This window comes from Halomonas caseinilytica (genome assembly GCF_001662285.1).
GTDB lineage: Bacteria > Pseudomonadota > Gammaproteobacteria > Pseudomonadales > Halomonadaceae > Halomonas > Halomonas caseinilytica.
The window spans coordinates 1-23277 of the sequence record NZ_BDEO01000010.1; the positions used below are offsets into that span (position 1 = coordinate 1).

At 62.1% G+C, this 23277-nt stretch carries 21 protein-coding genes, 4 tRNA genes and 1 rRNA gene; all 26 read left to right on the top strand.

The window, feature by feature from the left end:
• The first annotated feature begins 62 nt into the window (after nucleotides 1–62).
• Nucleotides 63–177, top strand: a 5S ribosomal RNA gene (gene rrf, locus HSDC_RS11580).
• A 357-nt stretch (nucleotides 178–534) separates the two neighbouring features.
• The gene (locus HSDC_RS11585; RefSeq protein WP_064700123.1) at nucleotides 535–1518 is read left to right on the top strand and encodes a biotin--[acetyl-CoA-carboxylase] ligase; all 984 of its coding nucleotides are present in this window, start codon (nucleotides 535–537) and stop codon (nucleotides 1516–1518) included.
• On the top strand, nucleotides 1515–2354 hold the full coding sequence (locus HSDC_RS11590; RefSeq protein WP_064700124.1) for a type III pantothenate kinase: 840 nt from the start codon (nucleotides 1515–1517) through the stop codon (nucleotides 2352–2354). The genes HSDC_RS11585 and HSDC_RS11590 overlap by 4 nt, the downstream gene beginning before the upstream one ends.
• Before the next feature lie 117 nt (nucleotides 2355–2471).
• Nucleotides 2472–2555, top strand: a tRNA-Tyr gene (locus HSDC_RS11595).
• 45 nt (nucleotides 2556–2600) lie between these two features.
• Nucleotides 2601–2674, top strand: a tRNA-Gly gene (locus HSDC_RS11600).
• A 34-nt stretch (nucleotides 2675–2708) separates the two neighbouring features.
• Nucleotides 2709–2783: transfer RNA gene (locus HSDC_RS11605), tRNA-Thr, on the top strand.
• A 145-nt stretch (nucleotides 2784–2928) separates the two neighbouring features.
• A tRNA-Trp gene (locus tag HSDC_RS11610) sits at nucleotides 2929–3004 on the top strand.
• A gap of 72 nt (nucleotides 3005–3076) precedes the next feature.
• The gene (gene secE / locus HSDC_RS11615) at nucleotides 3077–3445 is read left to right on the top strand and encodes a preprotein translocase subunit SecE (RefSeq protein WP_064700125.1); all 369 of its coding nucleotides are present in this window, start codon (nucleotides 3077–3079) and stop codon (nucleotides 3443–3445) included.
• Between the two features lie 8 nt (nucleotides 3446–3453).
• The gene (gene nusG, locus HSDC_RS11620; protein WP_064700126.1) at nucleotides 3454–3987 is read left to right on the top strand and encodes a transcription termination/antitermination protein NusG; all 534 of its coding nucleotides are present in this window, start codon (nucleotides 3454–3456) and stop codon (nucleotides 3985–3987) included.
• An 82-nt stretch (nucleotides 3988–4069) separates the two neighbouring features.
• Nucleotides 4070–4501 carry a 50S ribosomal protein L11 gene (gene rplK, locus HSDC_RS11625; protein ID WP_064700127.1) on the top strand — a complete coding sequence of 144 codons (432 nt, stop codon included), beginning with the start codon at nucleotides 4070–4072 and terminating at the stop codon, nucleotides 4499–4501.
• A 2-nt stretch (nucleotides 4502–4503) separates the two neighbouring features.
• Entirely contained in the window at nucleotides 4504–5196 is a 693-nt protein-coding gene (rplA, locus tag HSDC_RS11630) for a 50S ribosomal protein L1 (RefSeq protein WP_064700128.1), read from the top strand.
• 261 nt (nucleotides 5197–5457) lie between these two features.
• Nucleotides 5458–5961 carry a 50S ribosomal protein L10 gene (rplJ, locus tag HSDC_RS11635; protein ID WP_064700129.1) on the top strand — a complete coding sequence of 168 codons (504 nt, stop codon included), beginning with the start codon at nucleotides 5458–5460 and terminating at the stop codon, nucleotides 5959–5961.
• 89 nt (nucleotides 5962–6050) lie between these two features.
• Entirely contained in the window at nucleotides 6051–6425 is a 375-nt protein-coding gene (gene rplL / locus HSDC_RS11640; protein WP_064700130.1) for a 50S ribosomal protein L7/L12, read from the top strand.
• Between the two features lie 233 nt (nucleotides 6426–6658).
• Nucleotides 6659–10738 carry a DNA-directed RNA polymerase subunit beta gene (gene rpoB / locus HSDC_RS11645; RefSeq protein WP_064700131.1) on the top strand — a complete coding sequence of 1360 codons (4080 nt, stop codon included), beginning with the start codon at nucleotides 6659–6661 and terminating at the stop codon, nucleotides 10736–10738.
• An 86-nt stretch (nucleotides 10739–10824) separates the two neighbouring features.
• Nucleotides 10825–15042 carry a DNA-directed RNA polymerase subunit beta' gene (rpoC, locus tag HSDC_RS11650; protein WP_064700132.1) on the top strand — a complete coding sequence of 1406 codons (4218 nt, stop codon included), beginning with the start codon at nucleotides 10825–10827 and terminating at the stop codon, nucleotides 15040–15042.
• A 179-nt stretch (nucleotides 15043–15221) separates the two neighbouring features.
• Complete coding sequence (gene rpsL / locus HSDC_RS11655; protein ID WP_013330988.1) at nucleotides 15222–15596, top strand: 30S ribosomal protein S12; 375 nt, start codon at nucleotides 15222–15224, stop codon at nucleotides 15594–15596.
• A 126-nt stretch (nucleotides 15597–15722) separates the two neighbouring features.
• Nucleotides 15723–16193 (top strand): 30S ribosomal protein S7, encoded by a 471-nt coding sequence (gene rpsG, locus HSDC_RS11660; RefSeq protein WP_013330989.1) that lies wholly within the window; start codon nucleotides 15723–15725, stop codon nucleotides 16191–16193.
• A 45-nt stretch (nucleotides 16194–16238) separates the two neighbouring features.
• Nucleotides 16239–18359, top strand: a complete 2121-nt coding sequence (fusA, locus tag HSDC_RS11665; RefSeq protein ID WP_064700133.1) for an elongation factor G — start codon at nucleotides 16239–16241, stop codon at nucleotides 18357–18359.
• A 29-nt stretch (nucleotides 18360–18388) separates the two neighbouring features.
• Nucleotides 18389–19582 carry an elongation factor Tu gene (gene tuf, locus HSDC_RS11670; protein WP_064700134.1) on the top strand — a complete coding sequence of 398 codons (1194 nt, stop codon included), beginning with the start codon at nucleotides 18389–18391 and terminating at the stop codon, nucleotides 19580–19582.
• Nucleotides 19583–19744: 162 nt separating this feature from the next.
• The gene (gene rpsJ, locus HSDC_RS11675) at nucleotides 19745–20056 is read left to right on the top strand and encodes a 30S ribosomal protein S10 (RefSeq protein ID WP_010626466.1); all 312 of its coding nucleotides are present in this window, start codon (nucleotides 19745–19747) and stop codon (nucleotides 20054–20056) included.
• Between the two features lie 156 nt (nucleotides 20057–20212).
• Nucleotides 20213–20851 carry a 50S ribosomal protein L3 gene (gene rplC, locus HSDC_RS11680; protein ID WP_064700135.1) on the top strand — a complete coding sequence of 213 codons (639 nt, stop codon included), beginning with the start codon at nucleotides 20213–20215 and terminating at the stop codon, nucleotides 20849–20851.
• Nucleotides 20852–20864: 13 nt separating this feature from the next.
• The gene (gene rplD / locus HSDC_RS11685; RefSeq protein ID WP_064700136.1) at nucleotides 20865–21473 is read left to right on the top strand and encodes a 50S ribosomal protein L4; all 609 of its coding nucleotides are present in this window, start codon (nucleotides 20865–20867) and stop codon (nucleotides 21471–21473) included.
• Complete coding sequence (gene rplW / locus HSDC_RS11690; protein WP_064700137.1) at nucleotides 21470–21766, top strand: 50S ribosomal protein L23; 297 nt, start codon at nucleotides 21470–21472, stop codon at nucleotides 21764–21766. The genes rplD and rplW overlap by 4 nt, the downstream gene beginning before the upstream one ends.
• A gap of 17 nt (nucleotides 21767–21783) precedes the next feature.
• Complete coding sequence (gene rplB, locus HSDC_RS11695; protein ID WP_064700138.1) at nucleotides 21784–22614, top strand: 50S ribosomal protein L2; 831 nt, start codon at nucleotides 21784–21786, stop codon at nucleotides 22612–22614.
• Between the two features lie 33 nt (nucleotides 22615–22647).
• The gene (gene rpsS / locus HSDC_RS11700; protein WP_013330996.1) at nucleotides 22648–22923 is read left to right on the top strand and encodes a 30S ribosomal protein S19; all 276 of its coding nucleotides are present in this window, start codon (nucleotides 22648–22650) and stop codon (nucleotides 22921–22923) included.
• A gap of 18 nt (nucleotides 22924–22941) precedes the next feature.
• Nucleotides 22942–23274 carry a 50S ribosomal protein L22 gene (rplV, locus tag HSDC_RS11705; RefSeq protein ID WP_013330997.1) on the top strand — a complete coding sequence of 111 codons (333 nt, stop codon included), beginning with the start codon at nucleotides 22942–22944 and terminating at the stop codon, nucleotides 23272–23274.
• Nucleotides 23275–23277 lie beyond the last annotated feature (3 nt).

Here is a 23277-nt window from a genome sequence, read left to right on the forward strand (position 1 = left end):
ATGACAGACGACGCCGGGTACGCACGAGACGTATCGTCAGCAGGATTGCATTGATTTTTTCGCCTGACGACCATAGCGAGTGGGCACCACCTGATCCCATGCCGAACTCAGCAGTGAAACCGCTCAGCGCCGATGGTAGTGTGGGAGTTCCCATGCGAGAGTAGGTCATCGTCAGGCACTTACATGAAAAATCCCCCGGTACTCCCGGGGGATTTTTTTATGTCTGGACGATGGACAAGGCATCGCCTTGTCAGGCGCGAACGGACGAGGTGAAAAGCCGCGATGCGGCGTCCCGAGTCCAGGCTCGAGGCCACGGCGTGGCCGTGGAGGCGTCAGGCACTTATACCGAGCCCCCGGCCTCACTGAGGTCGGGGTTTTTTGTGTCGGGTGGCTGGACGAAGCGCCCGGTGCTACGTCGATGACTTGATCGCTGAACGAATATGCAGGGGCCATCATGGAGGTAGCGATAAGGCGAATTTCCGGCGCTTGGCCTGTTCCGATAGAATATGGGTTTTCCTTGGTTGGGGCCTGTGCATGACCATCGGAGACCTGATCCGCTTGCTGAGCGATGGTGAGTTCCATTCTGGCGAACAGCTTGGGGAGCGGCTGGGTGTTTCTCGTGCGGCGGTATGGAAGCAGTTGCGTAAACTCGAGTCGCTGGGCATTCCCATGGAGGCGGTGAAAGGGCAGGGCTACCGGCTTGCCGAGCCGCTGGAACTGCTCGATGGCAGCGCCATCGTGGCCGGCCTGCCGCGAGAAGCTAGGCGTTGCGTGACTCGGCTGTTCGTCGAAGAGGTGCTGCCTTCGAGCAATCAGTTCGTGCGGGATCGCTTTGAACAGGGGGCCGGACACGGCGAGGTTTGCCTTGTCGAGCAGCAGAGTGCTGGCAAGGGGCGTCGAGGTCGAGCCTGGGTGACTCCATGGGGGCGTACCTTGATGTTGTCGGTGGGGTGGCGCTTCGAGTCGGGGGTCGCAGCCCTGGAGGGCTTGAGCCTGGCTGTCGGTGTCGTGTTGTCCCGCGTGCTGGAATCACATGGTGTGGCGCCATTGCTCAAGTGGCCCAATGATGTGCTGCTGGAGACCTCGAGTGGCGCGTTCGGCAAGCTGGCCGGCATCCTGGTGGAAATGAGTGGTGATGCCGCGGGGCCTTGTGAGGTCGTGGTGGGAATCGGCATCAATGTCGATCTGTCCGCCGAGTTCCGGGCAGGTATCGAACAGCCGGTGTCGGCGGTTCGTGACCAGGCCCCGGCGCTTGCGCGCAACCAGTTGGCCATCGAGCTGCTGGCTCAATTGATGCCGCTGCTGGCGGACTTCGAGCAGCACGGGTTTGCTGCCTGGCAGGATGCCTGGAATGCGCGTCATGCGTTTGCCGGGCAGGAGGTCGAGGTAATCCAGGGGGATCGTCGCGATGTTGCCATTGCGGAGCAGGTGGATGCGTCGGGCAACCTGTGGGTCAGGCGGTCCACCGAGCGCTGGAAGCTTGCTGGAGGTGAGATCAGCGTGCGGGGCCGCGTATGATCCTCGACCTGGACATCGGGAATACGTTGTCGAAGTGGCGACTCAAGGATGCCGACAGTAGCGAGATACGTTCCCGAGGGGCCGTCTGGACCCGAGAGGAGTGGCGCCCGGGTGCGGATATTCCGGACCTGGACGTGGTCGAGTCGGTCCGCATCTCCAGCGTGGCCCGTCAGGCGGTGCTTGCCCGGACGGTGACGCTGTTGCGGCATCGGGTGGGGGGAGTCCATGTGGCCCGCTCCACGCCGGAAGCCCTGGGCGTGACCAATGGCTATGAAGAGCCCGCCCGACTGGGCGTCGACCGCTGGATGGGGGTGTTGGCAGGCTATCAGCTGGCGGGCGGCTGTTGCTCGGTGGATTGTGGCAGTGCCATCACCATGGACTTCGTACTGCCCGGTGGGCGACATCTCGGTGGTTACATACTGCCGGGGCTGCGCCTGATGAAGGAGAGCCTGAAGCTGGGTACCCGAAACGTGGCCATCGATCCGGACAGTGAGGCCGACGAGCTCCTGGAGCCGGGGGTTCGCACCGTCGAGGCGGTCAATCATGGCATCTACATGGCGGCGGTCAGTGCAGTGAACCGTATCTACAGCGAGGTATGCGATCAGCAAGGCGTCGCCTTGCCGCTGCTGGTGACGGGGGGCGACGCACGGGTGGTGTCACGGGGTATCCAGGCGCCGCATGCCGTGTGGCCCGATATGGTCTATGGTGGCCTCGAGGCCTGTTTTCCGTTGACCGCGGCCGAGCGAGCCGGCCGAATGTCGGGGGCGCCGGAGGTGCCACGGCCGGTGGCATTGGAAAAGATTCGCGCTGGCCTTGCATTCTCCATGCTGCTTTGACAGAATGCGTCGCGTTCCGGAGCGGCAGCCCTGTTTCGACGAGGATGTCCTGTCAGGATGATTGAGAAAACAATCACTTGACACCGTAACCTGGAGCTGTAAAATGCTCCGCCAGTTGGAGGGGTTCCCGAGTGGCCAAAGGGAGCAGACTGTAAATCTGCCGCGAAAGCTTCGAAGGTTCGAATCCTTCCCCCTCCACCAGATTCTGCCGTGCTCGCTGAGCGAGAATGGCGCAAGAGTGGGCAGGCGGGCATAGTTCAATGGTAGAACCTCAGCCTTCCAAGCTGATGATGCGGGTTCGATCCCCGCTGCCCGCTCCAGTGTTTTGACATCGTTTCGATGTCGGTTGTAAGCGCTCATGTAGCTCAGGGGTAGAGCACACCCTTGGTAAGGGTGAGGTCGACGGTTCAAATCCGTCCATGAGCTCCATTGCGAAAAGGCGAGCGAGAGCTCGCCTTTTCTTTTTCTTCCGGAAGTGAGCGTGCCGGAAGGGGTTGCCAGGCGAAAAGGGTTTCGCTATCATGGCGCCCGCTGTCGCTCGGGGTCGCTGCAAAGGCGGGCCTTGAAGGCATACAGGCCAGTAGCTCAATTGGCAGAGCAGCGGTCTCCAAAACCGCAGGTTGGGGGTTCGAGTCCCTCCTGGCCTGCCAGTCTTCCCCAGGCTGGCAATATCCCGTATACTGTCTTGTTTTCGATTGCTGCCCCTGAGGAGTCTCGTGGTCATGAAACATAACGCCGAGGTGCAGGAGTCGCGCCACGACGGGCTCAAGTGGGCGGTTGTCGTCATTCTGTTGGTTCTGGCCGTGGTCGGCAATACGTACTTTGCCGACATGGCATTACTTTATCGTGTGCTCGGTGTCGTCGCGCTCAGCGTGGTGGCGGCGCTGTTGGCATTGACCACCACGAAGGGTCGCGAGCTGCTGGAGCTGGCCCGCAACGCGAAGAAAGAGATTCAGCGCGTTGTCTGGCCGACACGTCCCGAAACCATCCAGACGACCGCCATCGTGCTGGTTGCCGTGCTGGTGGTGGGGCTGATGCTGTGGCTCATCGACACGCTTCTTGGCTGGGCGATGTCCGGCGTCATTGGTTAGGAGTCCGCATGTCCAAGCGTTGGTACGTCGTACACGCCTATTCCGGCTTCGAGAAGCATGTCATGCGCTCGCTCATTGAGCGCGTGAAGCTGTATGGCATGGAGGACCGCTTCGGCGAGATCCTGGTGCCGACCGAAGAAGTCGTTGAGGTGCGTGACGGCAAGCGCCGCAAGAGCGAACGCAAGTTCTATCCCGGCTATGTGCTGGTCGAGATGGAAATGGCCGATGAGACCTGGCACCTGGTCAATGAGACCCCGCGAGTCATGGGGTTCATCGGTGGCACGAAGGAGAAGCCGGCGCCTATCACGCAGCGTGAGGCAGACGCCATTCTCAGTCGTGTCAAGGACGGCGTCGAGCAGCCGCGGCCGAAGACCATGTTCGAGCCGGGGCAGTCGGTGCGTGTCATTGACGGGCCTTTCGCCGATTTCAATGGCGTGGTCGAGGAAGTCAACTACGACAAGAGCCGCCTGCAGGTCAGCGTGCTGATCTTCGGTCGCTCCACGCCCGTCGAGCTGGAATTCGCTCAGGTCGAGAAAGAGTGACCCGAGCATGAACGTGGCGGTCGCCTAGGTGGCCGCTTAACCCGGGGAGCCGCAAGGCGCTATTACCCATCTGGAGTCCATCATGGCCAAGAAAGTACAGGCTTACATCAAGCTGCAGGTCGCAGCTGGTAAAGCCAATCCGAGTCCTCCCGTGGGGCCCGCGCTGGGTCAGCACGGCGTCAACATCATGGAGTTCTGCAAGGCCTTCAACGCCGAGACGCAGAACCTCGAGCCGGGTCTGCCGACCCCGGTCGTCATCACCGTGTATGCCGACCGCAGCTTCACCTTCGTCACCAAGACCCCGCCCGCGTCGGTCCTGCTGAAGAAGGCGGCTGGCATCAAGTCCGGCTCTGGCGAGCCGAACAAGAACAAGGTCGGCACCGTGACCCGCGAGCAACTCGAAGAGATCGCTCAGGCCAAGGAGCCGGATCTGACGGCCGCCGATCTCGACGCCGCGGTGCGCACCATTGCCGGTAGCGCCCGTAGCATGGGCCTGAACGTGGAGGGTCTCTGATCATGGCTAAGCTGACCAAGCGTGCAAAGCTGTTCCGTGAAAAGGTCGACCCGAACAAGGCATACAGCCTGGATGAGGCCGTCGAGCTGCTTTCCGAACTCTCCAATGTGAAGTTCAAGGAATCTGTCGACGTCGCCATCAACCTGGGTGTCGATCCGCGTAAATCCGATCAGGTCGTGCGTGGCGCCACCGTCATGCCGAATGGTACTGGCAAGGACGTGCGCGTCGCCGTCTTCACTCAGGGCGCCAATGCTGACGCGGCCAAGGAAGCCGGGGCTGATGTCATCGGCATGGACGACCTGGCCGAGCAGGTCAAGAAGGGCCAGCTCGATTTCGACGTGGTCATCGCCTCGCCGGATGCCATGCGCGTCGTCGGCCAGCTGGGCCAGATTCTCGGTCCGCGCGGCCTGATGCCGAACCCCAAGGTCGGTACCGTGACCCCCGACGTCGCCACTGCGGTCAAGAACGCCAAGGCGGGTCAGGTGCGGTTCCGTACCGACAAGAATGGCATCATCCACACCACACTGGGCAAGGTCGACTTCGACGCTGCTGCCATCCGGGGCAACCTGGAGGCGCTGATCGCCGACCTGAAGAAGCTCAAACCGAGCACGTCCAAGGGTGTGTATTTCAAGAAGGTCTCCCTGTCCACCACCATGGGCCCGGGCGTGACCGTCGACCATTCCGCGCTGGTCTGAATCGCGGAGCGATAAAGAGCAAGAAACTTTGCGGTCCCCGTGCGCTGTTTCGACAAGAGCCGGCGGGGCACCGTCAAAGACCGCAGGTGCCGCCTTCATTCAGGAAGGCGGCTTAATCGTCCTCAGTGGAGGCCTGCGCAGATGGTGTGGCCGCCAGACGTCTGGTGAGCACCATCACCCAGGACCCCCACCGCTTGCGGAGGGGGAGATGGTAACCACCGGAACGCTCTTGAGAGGTTCCGGCACGAAGGAGTGATCACTGTGCCACTAGCACTCGAAGGCAAGAAAGCAATTGTTGCCGAGGTCAGTGAAGCGGCCAAGGATGCTCTCTCCGTCGTTGTTGCCGATTCTCGTGGTGTCTCGGTCAGCAAGATGACCGACCTGCGCAAGCAGGCCCGCGAGAATGGCGTGCAGATCCGTGTTGTGCGCAACACTCTGGCACGTCGCGCCCTGGAGGGCACTCAGTGGGAGTGCCTGAATGACAGCTTCGTGGGTCCGACCCTTCTGGCCTTCTCCACTGATCATCCGGGTGCTGCCGCCCGTTTGTTCAAGGAGTTCGGCAAGACGGAGAAGGACTTCGAAGTCAAGGCGCTGGCCTACGAAGGCGAGTTCATCCCGGCAAGCGATCTCGATCGCCTGGCAACCCTGCCGACCCGTGACGAGGCCATTGCCAAGCTGATGTCCGTCATGAAGGAAGCCTCCGCCGGCAAGCTGGTTCGCACCCTCGCCGCGCTGCGCGACCAGAAGCAGGAAGAGGCGGCCTGAGCCAGGAGCTCGGGCGCGTCACGCGAGTCGAACATTGAATCACCGAGTCGTCGAATCATCGAGACTCCCGCAAAGTTAGGAACGTGAAAATGGCACTGACCAAAGAAGACATCATCAACGCCGTCGCCGACATGTCCGTGATGGAAGTCGCTGAGCTGATCGAAGCGATGGAAGAGAAGTTCGGCGTGTCCGCTGCTGCTGCCGTCGTGGCTGGCCCGGGCGCTGGTGGCGAAGCTGAAGCCGCCGAAGAACAGACCGAATTCGACCTGGTGCTGACCGGTGCCGGCGACAAGAAGGTCAACGTCATCAAGGCTGTCCGCGAGATCACCGGCCTGGGCCTGAAGGAAGCCAAGGGCGCCGTCGACGGCGTGCCGGCAACCCTGAAGGAAGGCATGTCCAAGGAAGATGCCGAAGAAGCCAAGACCAAGCTGGAAGAAGCCGGCGCTTCCGTGGAGCTCAAGTAACTCTTGTGCCTACGGCTTCACGCGCGGCGTAAGCTTGTACGGCTGGTGGCGGTACATCCGCTGCCGGCCTTTTTCTGTTGTCGCTAGCCGGTAGCCCTGCGGGGCGCCGGTTGGCCGAATTCCGATGGCGAGCCTCTTCCGGGGGCTCGCCGTCAGCGCCTGACGGAGCCGACCCCCGTCGGGTGGCGCCGACACGCATCGGTCACCCATGGTGAACAAGCTGGGGAATACAGATGGCTTACTCATACACTGAGAAAAAACGCATCCGCAAGGATTTCGGCAAACTGCCCCAAGTGATGGATGTGCCTTACCTGCTGGCCATCCAGCTTGATTCCTATTACGACTTTCTCCAGCAGGACCGCTCACCCGAAGAACGTCTAGACGTCGGCCTGCATGCCGCCTTCCGCTCCGTCTTCCCGATCGAGAGCTTTTCCGGCAACGCTGCTCTGGAATACGTCAGCTACCGTTTCGGCACGCCGGCGTTCGACGTCAAGGAATGTCAGCTGCGTGGCGTCACCTACTCGGCCCCCCTGCGCGTCAAGGTCCGCCTGATCATCTACGACAAGGATTCGTCGAACAAGGCGATCAAGGACATCAAGGAGCAGGAAGTCTACATGGGGGAAATCCCCCTGATGACCGAGAACGGTACCTTCGTCGTCAACGGTACCGAGCGCGTCATCGTCTCCCAGCTGCACCGCAGTCCGGGTGTGTTCTTCGACCATGACAAGGGCAAGAGCCACTCGTCTGGCAAGCTGCTGTATTCCGCACGGGTCATTCCCTACCGCGGTTCCTGGCTGGACTTCGAGTTCGATCCCAAGGACAACGTCTTCGTGCGTATCGACCGTCGCCGCAAGCTGCCGGCGACCGTGCTGATGCGTGCGCTGGGCATGAGCGCCGAGGAGATCCTCGACGAGTTCTTCGAGACCAGCACCTTCCACATCGAGAAGTCCGGCTTCTCCGTGGATCTGGTGCCGTCGCGCCTGCGCGGCGAAACCGCGACCTTCGACATCAAGGATGGTGACGGCAACGTCATCGTCGAAGAAGGCCGTCGTGTGACCCAGAAGCACATTCGTCAGCTCGAGAAGAGCGGGCTCGAGCGCCTCGAAGTGCCGATGGATTATCTGTTCGGCAAGACCCTGGCCAAGGATCAGGTCAACCCGAACACCGGTGAGCTGATCTGCCCGTGCAACACCGCGCTCACGCCTGAGCTGCTGGAAAGCCTGGGCCAGGCCGGCATTACCACCATCGAGACGCTCTACACCAACGATCTCGATTGCGGTCCTTTCATCTCCGATACCCTCAAGCTGGACACCACCGGCTCCCAACTCGAGGCGCTGGTCGAGATCTACCGCATGATGCGTCCCGGCGAGCCGCCCACCAAGGAAGCGGCCGAGACGCTGTTCAACAACCTGTTCTTCACCGAAGACCGCTACGACCTGTCCGGTGTCGGTCGCATGAAGTTCAACCGTCGCCTGCGTCGTGAGTCCGACACGGGCTCCGGCGTGCTCGATCAGCGCGACATCCTCGATGTGCTGGGCGAGCTGATCAACATCCGTAACGGCTTCGGCGATGTCGACGACATCGACCACCTGGGCAACCGTCGCATCCGCTGTGTCGGCGAGATGGCCGAGAATCAGTTCCGGGTCGGCCTGGTGCGCGTCGAGCGCGCGGTCAAGGAACGTCTCTCCATGGCCGAGAGCGAAGGCCTGATGCCGCAGGACCTGATCAATGCCAAGCCAGTCGCGGCGGCGGTCAAGGAGTTCTTCGGTTCCAGCCAGCTCTCGCAGTTCATGGACCAGAACAACCCGCTGTCCGAGGTGACTCACAAGCGTCGTGTCTCCGCCCTCGGTCCGGGTGGCCTGACCCGTGAGCGGGCCGGCTTCGAGGTGCGTGACGTGCACGCGACCCACTATGGTCGTCTGTGCCCGATCGAGACGCCGGAGGGGCCGAACATCGGTCTGATCAACTCCCTGGCCACCTACAGCCATACCAACAGCTATGGCTTCCTCGAGACGCCGTACCGCAAGGTCGTGGACAGCCAGGTGACCGACGAGGTGGTGCACCTCTCGGCGATCGAGGAGGGCGACTTCGTCATCGCCCAGGCGTCGGCCACCGTGGACGAGAGCGGAAAGCTGGTCGATGACCTGGTGCAGGTTCGCCACAAGGGCGAGACGACCTTCATGCGCCCCGAGCAGGTCACTCTGATGGACGTCTCACCGCGTCAGGTGGTGTCCGTGGCAGCGGCCTTGATTCCGTTCCTCGAGCACGATGACGCCAACCGCGCCCTGATGGGGGCGAACATGCAGCGTCAGGCCGTGCCGACCCTGCGCGCCGAGAAGCCGCTGGTGGGCACCGGTATGGAGCGTTTCGTCGCTCGCGACTCCGGCGTCTGTGCTGTGGCGCGTCGTGGCGGGGTGATCGACTCGGTCGATGCCAAGCGGATCGTGGTGAGGGTCAACGAGGACGAGATCATCGGCGGCGAAGCCGGCGTCGACATCTACAACCTGACCAAGTACCTGCGTTCCAACCAGAACACCTGCCAGAACCAGCGTCCGATCGTGCATACGGGAGACACCGTGGCACGGGGCGATATTCTGGCCGACGGTCCGTCCGTCGACATGGGGGATCTGGCGCTTGGTCAGAACATGCGCATCGCCTTCATGCCGTGGAACGGTTACAACTTCGAGGACTCGATCCTGCTTTCCGAGCGGGCCGTCCAGGAGGACCGTTTCACGTCCATCCACATCCAGGAGCTGACCTGCGTATCCCGCGACACCAAACTGGGCGCCGAGGAAATTTCCTCGGACATCCCCAACGTTGGCGAGTCCGCACTGTCCAAGCTGGATGAGGCCGGTGTCGTCTACATCGGGGCCGAGGTCGGCCCGGGCGATATCCTGGTCGGCAAGGTCACGCCCAAGGGCGAGACACAGCTGACGCCCGAAGAGAAGCTGCTGCGTGCGATCTTCGGCGAGAAGGCGTCCGACGTGAAGGACACCTCGCTGCGTGCGCCGACCGGCATGAAGGGCACGGTCATCGACGTCCAGGTGTTCACGCGCGATGGGGTGGAGAAGGATTCCCGCGCGCTGTCCATCGAGCAGATGCAGCTCGACGAGGTTCGCAAGGATCTTCAGGAAACCTACCGGATCGCCGAGGACGCCACCTTCGAGCGCTTGCAACGCACCCTGTCCGGCCAGGCCGTCAACGGTGGGCCCAAGCTCAAGAAGGGCGACGTGCTCAGCGACGAGTACCTCGAGGAACTGCCGCGTCAGCAGTGGTTCAAGCTGCGCATGCAGGACGAGTCGCTCAATGAGCTGCTGGCTCAGGCCGACGAACAGCTCGAGAATCGTCGCAAGGAAATGGACGAGCGCTTCGAGGACAAGAAGCGCAAGCTCACTCAGGGCGACGATCTGGCGCCTGGCGTCTTGAAGATCGTCAAGGTCTATCTGGCCGTGAAGCGTCGCATGCAGCCGGGCGACAAGATGGCGGGCCGCCACGGTAACAAGGGTGTCATCTCCGCGATCATGCCGATCGAGGACATGCCCTTTGACGACAACGGCGAACCCATCGACCTGATTCTCAACCCCTTGGGGGTGCCGTCGCGGATGAACGTCGGCCAGATTCTCGAGACGCACCTGGGCATGGCGGCACGTGGGCTCGGTGTCCGGATCGAGCAGATGCTGCGTGAGGCACGCGACCAGCAGGTCGGTGAAATCCGCGAGTTCCTGGGACAGGTCTACAATACAGCCAGTAGCACCCGGGTCGAGGAACTGGACTCGCTGTCCGATGAAGAGGTCATCGCTCTGGCGAAGAACCTCAAGGCAGGTGTGCCCATGGCCACGCCGGTCTTCGATGGTGCCCGTGAGCATGAAATCAAGCACCTGCTCAAGCTGGCCGGTCTGCCGGAATCCGGTCAGATGACGCTCTACGATGGCCGGACCGGCGAAGCCTTCGACCGACCGGTGACCGTGGGCTACATGTACATGCTCAAGCTCAACCACCTGGTGGATGACAAGATGCATGCGCGCTCCACCGGCTCCTACTCGCTGGTTACCCAGCAGCCGCTGGGCGGCAAGGCCCAGTTCGGCGGCCAGCGTTTCGGGGAGATGGAGGTCTGGGCCCTGGAGGCCTACGGCGCAGCCTACACGCTCCAGGAGATGCTCACCGTCAAGTCTGACGACGTGGAGGGTCGTACCAAGATGTACAAGAGCATCGTGGATGGCGACCACGCCATGCAGGCGGGCATGCCGGAATCCTTCAACGTGCTGGTGAAGGAGATCCGCTCGCTGGGTATCGACATCGAACTGGAGAGCTGAGGCTGCCGTAACGGCGCTTCGCAGTATGACGGTCCGCGGGGGCGTGCGCGCCCCCGCCCATGACAACTCCGCAACGGAGCCGACCCATGAAAGATTTGGTGAAAGTCCTCAAATCGCAGTCTCAGTCCGACGAGTTCGACGCGATCAAGATTACCCTGGCGTCGCCGGACATGATTCGCAGCTGGTCCTTCGGCGAGGTCAAGAAACCCGAGACCATCAACTACCGTACCTTCAAGCCGGAACGTGACGGCCTGTTCTGTGCCAAGATCTTCGGTCCGGTGAAGGATTACGAGTGCCTGTGCGGCAAGTACAAGCGCATGAAGCATCGTGGCATCATCTGCGAGAAGTGCGGCGTCGAGGTCACCAAGGCCGCCGTGCGTCGTGAGCGGATGGGCCATATCGAGCTGGCCAGCCCGGTCGCTCACATCTGGTTCCTGAAGTCACTGCCGTCGCGCATCGGCATGTTCCTGGACATGACCCTGCGTGACATCGAGCGCGTGCTCTATTTCGAGAGCTTCATGGTCGTGGATCCTGGCATGACGACCCTCGAGCGCGGCCAGCTGCTCAACGACGAGCAGTACTTCGAGGCCCTCGAGGAGTTCGGCGACGACTTCGACGCTCGCATGGGCGCCGAGGCGGTGCAGGCCATGCTCAAGGACATCGATCTTGAGGAAGAGATCGAGCGTCTGCGCGAGGAGATCCCGCAGACCAACTCCGAAACCAAGATCAAGAAGCTCTCCAAGCGCCTCAAGCTGCTTGAAGCCTTCCAGGGGTCCGGCAACGATCCGGCCTGGATGATCATGGAAGTGCTGCCGGTGCTGCCGCCGGACCTGCGTCCGCTGGTGCCGCTGGATGGCGGTCGTTTCGCGACCTCGGATCTCAACGATCTCTACCGTCGCGTGATCAACCGCAACAACCGCCTCAAGCGCCTGCTCGACCTCAATGCGCCGGATATCATCGTGCGCAACGAGAAGCGCATGCTGCAGGAAGCGGTCGATGCGCTGCTCGACAACGGCCGCCGCGGTCGCGCGATCACGGGCTCCAACAAGCGCCCGCTGAAGTCGCTGGCCGACATGATCAAGGGCAAGCAGGGGCGTTTCCGTCAGAACCTGCTCGGCAAGCGCGTCGATTATTCCGGCCGCTCGGTGATCACCGTGGGCCCGACCCTGCGCCTGCACCAGTGCGGTCTGCCCAAGAAGATGGCGCTGGAACTGTTCAAGCCGTTCATCTACTCCAAGCTGCAGCACAATGGCCAGGCCTCCACCATCAAGGCTGCCAAGAAGATGGTCGAGCGCGAGCTGCCCGAAGTCTGGGACATTCTCGCCGAGGTCATCCGCGAGCATCCGGTGCTGCTCAACCGGGCACCGACCCTGCACCGTCTCGGTATCCAGGCCTTCGAGCCGCTGCTCATCGAGGGCAAGGCGATCCAGCTGCATCCGCTGGTCTGTGCTGCCTACAACGCCGACTTCGACGGCGACCAGATGGCGGTTCACGTACCGCTGACCCTGGAAGCCCAGCTCGAGTCGCGTGCCCTGATGATGGCCACCAACAACGTGCTGTCACCGGCCAACGGCGAGCCGATCATCGTGCCGTCCCAGGACGTGGTGCTCGGTCTCTATTACATGACCCGCGAGCGCATCAACGCCAAGGGCGAAGGGATGGTGTTCTCCGGCCTGGACGAGGTCGAGCGCGCGTTCGGCACCCAGAGCGTTTCCCTGCATGCCCGCATCAAGGTGCGCCTCGACGAGACCATCATCGAGGAAGAGGGTGGCGAGAAGACGTACAGTCGCAAGATCTACGACACTACCGTGGGTCGTGCGTTGCTCTATCGCATCTTGCCGGAGGGGGCTCCCTTCTCGCTGGTCGACCAGCCGATGAAGAAGAAGGCCATCTCGAAGCTGATCAACGAGGTCTATCGTCGCGCTGGCCTGAAACCCGCGGTGATCTTCGCCGACCAGTTGATGTACACCGGCTTCCGCATGGCCACCTGGTCCGGCGCCTCGATCGGGGTCAATGACTTCGTCATCCCGGATGCCAAGGCCGAGATCGTCGAGGCTGCCGAGGAAGAAGTGAAGGAAATCGAGGACCAGTTCTCCTCCGGTCTCGTGACCGCGGGCGAGAAGTACAACAAGGTCATCGATATCTGGGCGCGTGCCAACGACCAGGTCGCCAAGGCGATGATGACGGGGATTTCCAAGGAAAGCGTGATCGACCGCGAGGGCAACGAGGTCGAGCAGGATTCCTTCAACAGCGTCTTCATCATGGCTGACTCCGGTGCCCGGGGCAGCGCGGCGCAGATTCGTCAGCTGGCCGGCATGCGTGGCCTGATGGCCAAGCCGGACGGGTCGATCATCGAGACGCCGATCGTCGCCAACTTCCGCGAAGGCCTGAACGTCCTGCAGTACTTCATCTCGACGCACGGCGCGCGTAAGGGTCTGGCGGATACGGCACTGAAGACCGCCAACTCCGGTTATCTGACCCGCCGTCTGGTCGATGTGGCCCAGGACATGGTCATTACCGAGAGTGATTGCGGCACCGAGAACGGCCTGACTCTGCACCCGGTCATCGAGGGTGGCGACATCATCGTCTCCCTGGCACAGCGTGTGCTGGGTCGAGTGGTCGCCCAGGATGTCGTCGACCCGAATACCGAGGAAGTGCTGATTCCGCGCGGTACCCTGCTCGACGAGAAGTGGTGTGCCGAACTCGACACCATGGGTGTCGACGAGATCGTGGTGCGTTCGGCGATCACCTGTGGCACCAGCCACGGCGTCTGCTCGGCCTGTTACGGTCGCGACCTGGCGCGGGGCCATCAGGTCAACGTCGGCGAGTCGGTGGGTGTCATCGCCGCTCAGTCCATCGGCGAGCCTGGCACCCAGCTGACCATGCGGACCTTCCACATCGGTGGTGCAGCCTCTCGTGCTTCCGCAGTGGACAGTGTCCAGGTCAAGCACGGCGGCAAGGTGCGGCTGCACAACATCAAGCACGTCGAGCGTGCCGACGGCAAGCTGGTCGTGGTCTCTCGCTCCAGTGCCCTGGCCGTTGCCGATGGGCATGGCCGTGAGCGCGAGTACTACAAGCTGCCCTATGGTGCCGAGCTGTCGGTCAAGGACGGCGACGAGGTCGAAGCCGGCCAGGCCGTGGCCAAGTGGGATCCGCACACTCACCCGATCATCGCCGAGGCCGAGGGTCAGGTGCAGTACGCCGACATGGACGAGGGCGTCACCATCCACCGCAGCGTGGACGAGATGACGGGCCTGTCTTCCATCGAGGTGATCGAGTCGGCGGCGCGCCCGATGGCCGGTCGCGACAAGCGCCCGATGATCCTGCTCGCCGACGAGGCCGGCAAGCCGGTCACCGTGACCGGCTCCGATACGCCGGTCCAGTACCTGCTGCCCGGCAAGGCCGTGGTGACCGTGGACAACGGCTCACGCATCGGTGTTGGCGAAGTGGTTGCCCGGATTCCGGTCGAAGCAACCGGCAACAAGGACATCACGGGTGGTCTGCCGCGGGTTGCCGACCTGTTCGAAGCGCGCAAGCCCAAGGAGCCGGCGATCCTCGCCGAGGTCAGCGGTGTCATCAGCTTCGGCAAGGAAACCAAGGGCAAGCGTCGCTTGACGATCACGCCCGAGGATGGCGAGCCGTTCGAGATGCTGATCCCGAAATGGCGCCAGATCGCGGTCTTCGAAGGCGAGACCGTCGAGAAGGGCGAGGTGATCTCGGACGGGCCGAGCAACCCGCACGATATCCTGCGTCTGCTGGGTATCGCCGAGCTGGCCAAGTACATCGTCGCCGAGGTGCAGGACGTCTATCGTCTGCAGGGCGTGGGCATCAACGACAAGCACATCGAAGTGATCGTGCGTCAGATGCTGCGCAAGGTGGAAGTCACCGACGCCGGTGATTCCGAGTTCATCCCGGGCGACCAGGTCGAGCTGGTGCGCGTGCTCGAGGAGAACGCCCGCCTGGCGAAAGAGGACAAGTTCCCGGCCAAGTACCAGCGCCTGCTGCTGGGTATCACCAAGGCCAGCCTGGCGACCGAGTCGTTCATCTCCGCGGCTTCCTTCCAGGAAACCACGCGGGTGCTGACCGAGGCGGCGGTCACCGGCAAGCGCGATTACCTGCGCGGCCTGAAGGAGAACGTGGTGGTGGGACGTCTGATTCCGGCCGGTACCGGTCTGACCCATCACGCGGAGCGTCGTCGCAAGCGGGAGGATGCCGAGCGGCTGCTCCATCCGTCCGCCCAGGACGTGGAGCAGGAGCTGGGCGCCCAGCTCACCGCGCTGGATTCGGATGACGACGACATCTGATGCATCCACTGGCGTGGGCCCGCATGACGCGGGCCCACGCTTGACGGACGGCAGTATCAGACATTAGAATGCGCAGCCTTTAACAGTGGGGCGGGTGCGCTCGCACCATTGGGAAAGTGCGCAAGACAGGGAGCGAACAGCTACTCGCTTCCGCCAAGGCAACCCATTTGGAGCAATAAATGGCAACGATCAATCAGCTCGTGCGCAAGCCGCGCAAGCGCCAGGCCGCCAAGAGCGACGTGCCGGCGCTGCAAGCTTGCCCGCAGAAGCGCGGCGTTTGCACGCGCGTCTATACCACTACCCCGAAGAAGCCGAACTCGGCCCTGCGTAAGGTCTGCCGTGTGCGCCTGACCAACGGCTATGAAGTGGCTTCCTACATCGGCGGTGAAGGCCACAACCTCCAGGAGCACTCCGTGGTCCTGATTCGTGGCGGCCGGGTCAAGGACCTTCCGGGTGTCCGTTACCACACGGTGCGCGGCGCTCTGGATACCTCCGGCGTTCAGAATCGTAAGCAGGGCCGTTCCAAGTACGGCACCAAGCGTCCGAAGGCCTGATCGAGGCGTTCGACGCAAGGGCTGCGGCCACCGAGAGTTTTATAGTCACGGTCTGATAAGAGTAAGGTCGAGCGCCGCTAGGTCGTCTCGGGTTTACCTGAAGGACCCTTCGAACGAGGGCTTATCATGCCTAGAAGAAGAGTTGCGGCCAAGCGCGAGATCCTGCCGGATCCGAAATTCGGAAGCGAGCGCCTGGCGAAGTTCATGAACCACCTGATGATCAGCGGCAAGAAGTCCGTAGCTGAGCGTATCGTCTATGGTGCGCTGGACAGGGTTGCCGAGCGTAGCAAGGAAGAGCCGCTGGAGATCTTCGACAAGGCGCTGGAAACCATCCAGCCCATGGTCGAGGTCAAGTCTCGCCGTGTCGGCGGGGCGACCTATCAGGTGCCGGTCGAAGTGCGCCCGTCTCGCCGTCAGGCGCTCGCCATGCGCTGGATGGTAGATGCCGCTCGCCGCCGTGGTGAGAAGACCATGGTGCAGCGTCTGGCTGGCGAGATGCTGGATGCCGCCGAAGGCAAGGGTTCGGCCGTCAAGAAGCGTGAGGACGTACACCGCATGGCAGAGGCCAACAAGGCCTTCTCTCACTATCGGTTCTAAGTTCAGCGCTTCTAAACCGCATCGCCAACCAACGGGAGTTACATCGTGGCTCGCAAGACTCCGCTCAAGCGTTACCGCAATATCGGTATCGTAGCCCACGTCGACGCCGGTAAGACGACCACTACCGAGCGTATCCTGTTCTATACCGGCCTTTCTCACAAGGTCGGCGAAGTCCATGATGGTGCCGCCACCATGGACTGGATGCAGCAGGAGCAGGAGCGTGGTATCACCATCACCTCCGCGGCGACCACCTGCTTCTGGCAGGGGATGGACAAGCAGTTCGATGAGCACCGCATCAATATCATCGATACCCCGGGGCACGTGGACTTCACCATCGAGGTGGAGCGTTCCCTGCGCGTGCTCGACGGCGCGGTCGTGGTGCTGTGCGGCAGCTCCGGCGTGCAGCCTCAGACGGAAACCGTCTGGCGCCAGGCCAACAAGTACGAAGTGCCGCGGATGGTGTTCGTCAACAAGATGGACCGTGCCGGCGCTGATTACTTCATGGTGCTCGACCAGCTCAAGAACAAGCTGGGCGCCAATGTCGTGCCGATCCAGATCAACTGGGGTGCCGAGGACGACTTCAAGGGCGTCATCGATCTCATTCGCATGAAGGCCATCGAGTGGGATGAAGACAACTTCGGCATGAACTACAAGTTGGTCGACATCCCCGCCGAGCTGGAAGAGACCGCTCAGAAGTATCGCGAGCAGATGGTCGAGTCCGCCGCCGAGGCCTCCGAAGAGTTGATGGACAAGTACCTCGAGGAAGGGGACCTGTCCGTGGAAGACATCAAGGCTGGCCTGCGTCGTCGTACCCTCGACAACGAGATCGTGCTGGTCACCTGTGGCTCCGCGTTCAAGAACAAGGGCGTGCAGGCGGTGCTGGACGGCGTGATCGAGTACATGCCGTCTCCCACCGAGGTTAAGGCCATCGAAGGCGAGCTGGACGACAAGGACGGCACCGTCGCGACCCGCGAGGCGGACGACAATGCCCCCTTCGCCGCGCTGGCCTTCAAGATCGCCACCGACCCCTTCGTCGGCACCCTGACCTTCATTCGCGTCTACTCCGGCGTGCTGAAGTCCGGCGACAGCGTCTACAACTCCGTCAAGGAGAAGAAAGAGCGTGTCGGCCGTATCGTGCAGATGCACTCCAACTCCCGCGAGGAGATCAAGGAAGTGCTGGCCGGCGATATCGCCGCCTGTATCGGGCTCAAGGACGTCACCACCGGTGACACTCTGTGCGACCTGAACGACAAGATCGTGCTGGAGCGCATGGAGTTCCCGGATCCGGTGATTTCCGTGGCCGTCGAGCCGAAGTCCAAGCCCGACCAGGAGAAGATGGGTACGGCGCTGGGCAAGCTGGCCCAGGAAGACCCGTCCTTCCAGGTCAAGACCGACGAAGAGACCGGGCAGACCATCATCTCCGGGATGGGCGAGCTGCACCTGGACATCATCGTTGACCGTCTGCGTCGCGAGTTCAAGGTGGATGCCAACATCGGCAAGCCGCAGGTGGCCTACCGCGAGACCATTCGTCAGAGTGTCGAGCAGGAAGGCAAGTTCGTCCGTCAGTCCGGTGGTCGCGGCCAGTACGGCCATGTGCACCTGCGCATCGAGCCGTTGACGGCCGAAGACAAGGGCGACGACGAAGACATGCACTTCAAGTTCGCTTCTGAAATCGTCGGCGGCGTGGTTCCGAAGGAATACGTGCCCGCTGTCGAGAAGGGGGCCTATGAGCAGCTCCAGAACGGTGTCATCGCGGGCTACCCGATGATTGACGTCAAGGTTACGCTGTTCGACGGTTCCTACCATGACGTGGACTCGAACGAGACCGCGTTCAAGGTCGCCTCTTCCATGGCGATCAAGGAAGGCGCACCCAAGGCCAAGGCCGTGCTGCTCGAGCCGGTGATGAAGGTCGAAGTCGTGACACCCGAGGAGTTCATGGGGGATGTCATGGGCGACCTGAACCGTCGCCGAGGCCTGGTCCAGGGGATGGATGACACGCCCGCCGGGAAGGTCATTCGCGCCACCGTTCCGCTGGCTGAGATGTTCGGTTACGCAACCGATCTGCGTTCTCAAAGCCAGGGCCGCGCAAGCTACACCATGGAGTTTGCGGATTACGAAGAGGCGCCGTCCAGCGTCGTTGAAGCCGTCATCAATCAGAACGGTTAACCGTTAGCTAACGTAAAGAGGTCATAGCAGTGGCTAAGGAAAAATTCGAACGTTCCAAAACGCACGTCAACGTCGGCACCATCGGTCACGTCGACCACGGTAAGACCACGCTGACTGCGGCCCTGACTCGTGTGTCCGCGGAAGTCTTCGGCGGTGATGCCCGTGCGTTCGACTCCATCGACAACGCACCGGAAGAGCGCGAGCGCGGTATCACCATCGCCACCGCTCACGTCGAGTACCAGTCCGAAGAGCGTCACTACGCTCACGTCGACTGCCCGGGGCACGCTGACTACGTCAAGAACATGATCACCGGTGCCGCCCAGATGGACGGCGCTATCCTGGTCTGTTCCGCCGCCGACGGCCCCATGCCGCAGACTCGCGAGCACATCCTGCTGTCTCGCCAGGTCGGCGTGCCGACCATCGTCGTGTTCCTGAACAAGGCCGACATGGTCGACGACGAAGAGCTGCTCGAGCTGGTCGAGATGGAAGTCCGTGAACTGCTCAACGAGTACGACTTCCCGGGCGACGACTGCCCGATCATCACCGGTTCTGCTCTGATGGCGCTGGAAGGCAAGGATGACAACGGCATGGGTACCACCGCCGTTGCCAACCTGATCAAGGCCCTGGATGCCTACATTCCGGAGCCGGAGCGCGCCATCGATCAGCCGTTCCTGATGCCGATCGAGGACGTCTTCTCCATCTCTGGCCGTGGCACCGTGGTGACTGGTCGCGTCGAGCGCGGCATCGTCAAGGCTGGCGAGGAAGTCGAGATCGTCGGTATCAAGGAAACCGCCAAGACCACCGTTACCGGTGTCGAAATGTTCCGCAAGCTGCTCGACGAAGGTCGCGCAGGCGAGAACATCGGTGCCCTGCTGCGTGGTACCAAGCGTGACGATGTCGAGCGTGGTCAAGTCCTGGCCAAGCCGGGCACCATCACCCCGCACACCAAGTTCGAGGCTGAGGTCTACGTGCTGTCCAAGGACGAGGGTGGTCGTCACACTCCGTTCTTCAAGGGCTATCGTCCGCAGTTCTACTTCCGTACCACCGACATCACCGGTACCTGCGAACTGCCGGAAGGCGTCGAAATGGTCATGCCGGGCGACAACGTCAAGATGGTCGTCAGCCTGATCGCTCCGGTCGCCATGGATGACGGTCTGCGCTTCGCCGTTCGCGAAGGCGGTCGTACCGTCGGCGCCGGCGTCGTGGCCAAGATCATCGAGTAAGCGACAAGCGCTCGACCGATCGAAGGGGGCTCCGCAAGGAGCCCCCTTTCTGCGCACCGTGATGAGGGTTTGACTCTCGTTTTTGGTGCGCCTATAATGCGCATCCTTTGAATGCGTGGGTTGACGGCTCGCGCCGTCAAGATCCATTGGAGTTTAGGGCAAATGCAGAACCAGAAGATTCGCATTCGGTTGAAGGCTTTCGACCATCGCCTGATCGACCAGTCCGCTGCGGAGATCGTGGATACCGCCAAGCGTACCGGCGCCCAGGTCCGGGGTCCGATCCCTCTGCCGACCAATCGCGAGCGCTATACCGTGCTGATCTCGCCGCACGTGAACAAGGATGCTCGTGATCAGTACGAAATTCGTACGCACAAGCGCGTGCTCGATATCGTCGAGCCGACCGAGAAAACCGTTGACGCCCTGATGAAGCTCGACCTCGCCGCCGGCGTGGACGTGCAGATCAAGCTCGACTGATACCACACTAGACACTCGCGGCCCAGCGTCCCTCCCAAGCGCCACTGAGGTTCAGCAGCCGCCACGCCGGGATGGCGTCATACAACGTGCTAGTGGAATGCTCTGGAAAGGGCAGCCATAGCGGGTGATAGCCCCGTACACTAAAGGAGACTAAGCATGACTATCGGTTTGGTCGGTAAAAAGGCCGGGATGACCCGTGTCTTTACCGAAGACGGTGCCTCAGTGCCCGTGACCGTTATCGAGGTTGAGCCCAACCGCGTTACGCGTGTGAAGTCCGTCGAGTCCGACGGCTACGCGGCGGTTCAGGTGACAACCGGCTCCCGCAAGGCCAAGCATCTGTCGAAAGCCCAGGCTGGGGAATTCGCCAAGGCAGGTGTCGAGGCCGGTCGTTCGCTGATGGAGTTCCGCCTGGAAGAAGGCGCCGAGGCTCCGGAAGTGGGCGGCGAGCTCACCGTATCCCTCTTCGAAACTGGTCAACACGTCGACGTGACCGGTACCTCCAAGGGTAAGGGTTATCAAGGCGCCGTGAAGCGCTGGAATTTCCGTACCCAGGACAACAGCCACGGTAACTCCCTGGCTCACCGTGCACCGGGTTCCATTGGCATGTGCCAGACCCCGGGCCGCGTATTCAAGGGCAAGAAGATGGCCGGTCAGATGGGCAACGCCCGCTGCACCGTGCAGACCCTGGAAGTCGTCCGTGTCGATGCCGAGCGCAACCTGCTGCTGATCAAGGGTGCCGTACCCGGCGCCACCGGCAGTGATGTCATCGTGCGCAGCGCCGTCAAAGCAGGCTGAGGGGAGTTAACCGATGAATCTGAATCTTGCAGGCGCCGGTGCCGGCACCGTCGAAGTGTCCGACGCCACCTTCGCCAAAGAATTCAACGAAGCGCTCGTGCATCAGGTCGTCACCGCCTATCTGGCTGGTGGTCGCCAGGGCACCCGCGCCCAGAAGAACCGTTCCGACGTGCGTGGCGGCGGCAAGAAGCCGTGGCGTCAGAAGGGCACCGGCCGTGCCCGCGCCGGTACCATCCGTTCGCCGATCTGGCGTGCCGGTGGCGTGACCTTCGCGGCTCGTCCGCAGGACCACTCCCAGAAGGTTAACCGCAAGATGTACCGTGCGGCCATGCGTTCGATCCTGTCCGAGCTGGTTCGTCAGGAACGCCTGGTAGCCGTCGATGCCTTCGGCGTCGAGAGCCCCAAGACCAAGCAGCTGGTCGCCAAGCTGGGCGAGCTGGGCCTGGAGAAGGTGCTGATCGTTACCGAAGAGGTTGACGAGAACCTCTACCTCGCCGCCCGCAACATCCCCAACGTGGATGTGGTGGATGTCGCCGCCGCCGACCCGGTGAGTCTGGTTGCCTTCGACAAGGTGCTGGCCACCGTCTCCGCTCTGCGCAAATTCGAGGAGAAGCTGGCATGAACCAGGAACGTGTATTCAAGGTGCTGCTGGGTCCGCACGTGACCGAGAAGGCCGCCATGGCCGCCGAGCGCAACCAGTACGTGTTCAAGGTGGCGGACGACGCGACCAAGCCCGAGATCAAGGTCGCCGTGCAGGAACTGTTCGGCAAGAAGGTTGACCGCGTTCAGGTGCTGAACGTCAAGGGCAAGACCAAGCGCAGCGCGAACGGTCTCGGTCAGCGCAAGGGTTATCGCAAGGCGTACGTGACACTGGCCGCCGGCGAAACGCTTGAAGACTTCTCTGGCGCCGAATAAGGGCAGGAGTACGGATCATGGCAATCGTCAAGACTAAACCCACATCCGCCGGTCGTCGCCACGTCGTCAAGATCGTCGGCGAGGAACTGCACAAGGGCCGCGCTTACGCGCCGTTGCTCGAGAAGCAGTCCAAGTCCGGTGGGCGTAACAACAACGGTCGTATCACCACCCGCCACGTGGGCGGTGGACATCGTCAGCACTATCGGATCATCGATTTCAAGCGCACCAAGGATGGCGTTCCGGCCATCGTCGAGCGTCTGGAACACGATCCGAACCGCAGCGCCCACATCGCGCTGCTCAAGTACCTGGACGGCGAGCGTCGCTACATCATTGCCCCGCGCGGGGTGAGTGCTGGTGATCGCCTCGAGTCCGGCGTGAACGCGCCGATCAAGAAGGGTAACACCCTGCCGCTGCGCAATATCCCGCTGGGTTCTACCGTGCATTGCATCGAGCTCAAGCCCGGCAAGGGCGCTCAGCTTGCTCGCAGTGCCGGCACCAGCGCGCAGTTGGTCGCTCGCGAAGGCAACTATGCCACCCTGCGTCTGCGCTCCGGCGAGATGCGCAAGGTGCTGGCCGAGTGCCGTGCGACCCTGGGTGAAGTGAGCAACACCGAGCACAGCCTGCGTCAGCTTGGCAAGGCCGGTGCGAAACGCTGGAGAGGCGTGCGCCCCTCTGTTCGCGGCGTGGCCATGAACCCGGTGGATCACCCGCATGGTGGTGGTGAAGGCCGCACCAGCGGTGGTCGTCATCCGGTGTCTCCGTGGGGCATCCCCACCAAGGGCCACAAGACCCGCAAGAACAAGCGCACCGACAAGCTGATCATCCGTCGCCGCAAGGCCCGGAAGTAAGATCCAACGCCAAGACATCAAGAGGTAACGGCTGTGCCACGTTCACTGAAGAAAGGTCCTTTTATTGACCTTCACCTGTTGAAGAAGGTTGAGGTTGCAGTGGAAAAGAACGACCGCAAACCGATCAAGACCTGGTCGCGTCGTTCCATGATCCTGCCCAACATGGTCGGGCTCACCATTGCAGTCCATAACGGTCGCCAACACGTCCCGGTGCATGTCTCCGAGGAAATGGTTGGCCACAAGCTGGGCGAATTCGCTGCCACCCGCACGTATCGCGGTCATGCGGCGGACAAGAAAGCCAAACGGTAAGCCGAGAGAGGATTAGAGATGGAAGTCACAGCAAAGCTGCGTGGCGCTCGTTTATCCGCCCAGAAGGCCCGTTTGGTGGCTGACCAGGTGCGCGGTAAACCGGTCGCCGAGGCACTCGACCTGCTGACCTTCTCCCCGAAGAAGGCCTCCAAGCTGGTCAAGAAAGTGCTGCAGTCCGCCATTGCGAACGCGGAAGAAAACAACGGCATGGATATCGACGAGCTGCGTGTCTCGACCATCTGCGTCGATGAGGGCATGACGCTCAAGCGCATTCGGCCGCGGGCCAAGGGCCGTGCGGACCGTATCCTGAAGCGCACCTGCCACATCACCGTCAAGGTAGCCGAGAAGTAGGAG

Coding starts and splice junctions, on each gene's coding strand:
- nusG (WP_064700126.1), top strand. CDS start 3,454: ATGTCCAAGCGTTGGTACGTCGTACACGCCTATTCCGGCTTCGAGAAG.
- HSDC_RS11585 (WP_064700123.1), top strand. CDS start 535: ATGACCATCGGAGACCTGATCCGCTTGCTGAGCGATGGTGAGTTCCAT.
- HSDC_RS11590 (WP_064700124.1), top strand. CDS start 1,515: ATGATCCTCGACCTGGACATCGGGAATACGTTGTCGAAGTGGCGACTC.
- rplD (WP_064700136.1), top strand. CDS start 20,865: ATGAATCTGAATCTTGCAGGCGCCGGTGCCGGCACCGTCGAAGTGTCC.
- secE (WP_064700125.1), top strand. CDS start 3,077: ATGAAACATAACGCCGAGGTGCAGGAGTCGCGCCACGACGGGCTCAAG.
- rpoB (WP_064700131.1), top strand. CDS start 6,659: ATGGCTTACTCATACACTGAGAAAAAACGCATCCGCAAGGATTTCGGC.
- rpsJ (WP_010626466.1), top strand. CDS start 19,745: ATGCAGAACCAGAAGATTCGCATTCGGTTGAAGGCTTTCGACCATCGC.
- rpsG (WP_013330989.1), top strand. CDS start 15,723: ATGCCTAGAAGAAGAGTTGCGGCCAAGCGCGAGATCCTGCCGGATCCG.
- rplL (WP_064700130.1), top strand. CDS start 6,051: ATGGCACTGACCAAAGAAGACATCATCAACGCCGTCGCCGACATGTCC.
- rpoC (WP_064700132.1), top strand. CDS start 10,825: ATGAAAGATTTGGTGAAAGTCCTCAAATCGCAGTCTCAGTCCGACGAG.
- rplA (WP_064700128.1), top strand. CDS start 4,504: ATGGCTAAGCTGACCAAGCGTGCAAAGCTGTTCCGTGAAAAGGTCGAC.
- rplK (WP_064700127.1), top strand. CDS start 4,070: ATGGCCAAGAAAGTACAGGCTTACATCAAGCTGCAGGTCGCAGCTGGT.
- rplC (WP_064700135.1), top strand. CDS start 20,213: ATGACTATCGGTTTGGTCGGTAAAAAGGCCGGGATGACCCGTGTCTTT.
- rpsL (WP_013330988.1), top strand. CDS start 15,222: ATGGCAACGATCAATCAGCTCGTGCGCAAGCCGCGCAAGCGCCAGGCC.
- rplW (WP_064700137.1), top strand. CDS start 21,470: ATGAACCAGGAACGTGTATTCAAGGTGCTGCTGGGTCCGCACGTGACC.
- rplV (WP_013330997.1), top strand. CDS start 22,942: ATGGAAGTCACAGCAAAGCTGCGTGGCGCTCGTTTATCCGCCCAGAAG.
- rplB (WP_064700138.1), top strand. CDS start 21,784: ATGGCAATCGTCAAGACTAAACCCACATCCGCCGGTCGTCGCCACGTC.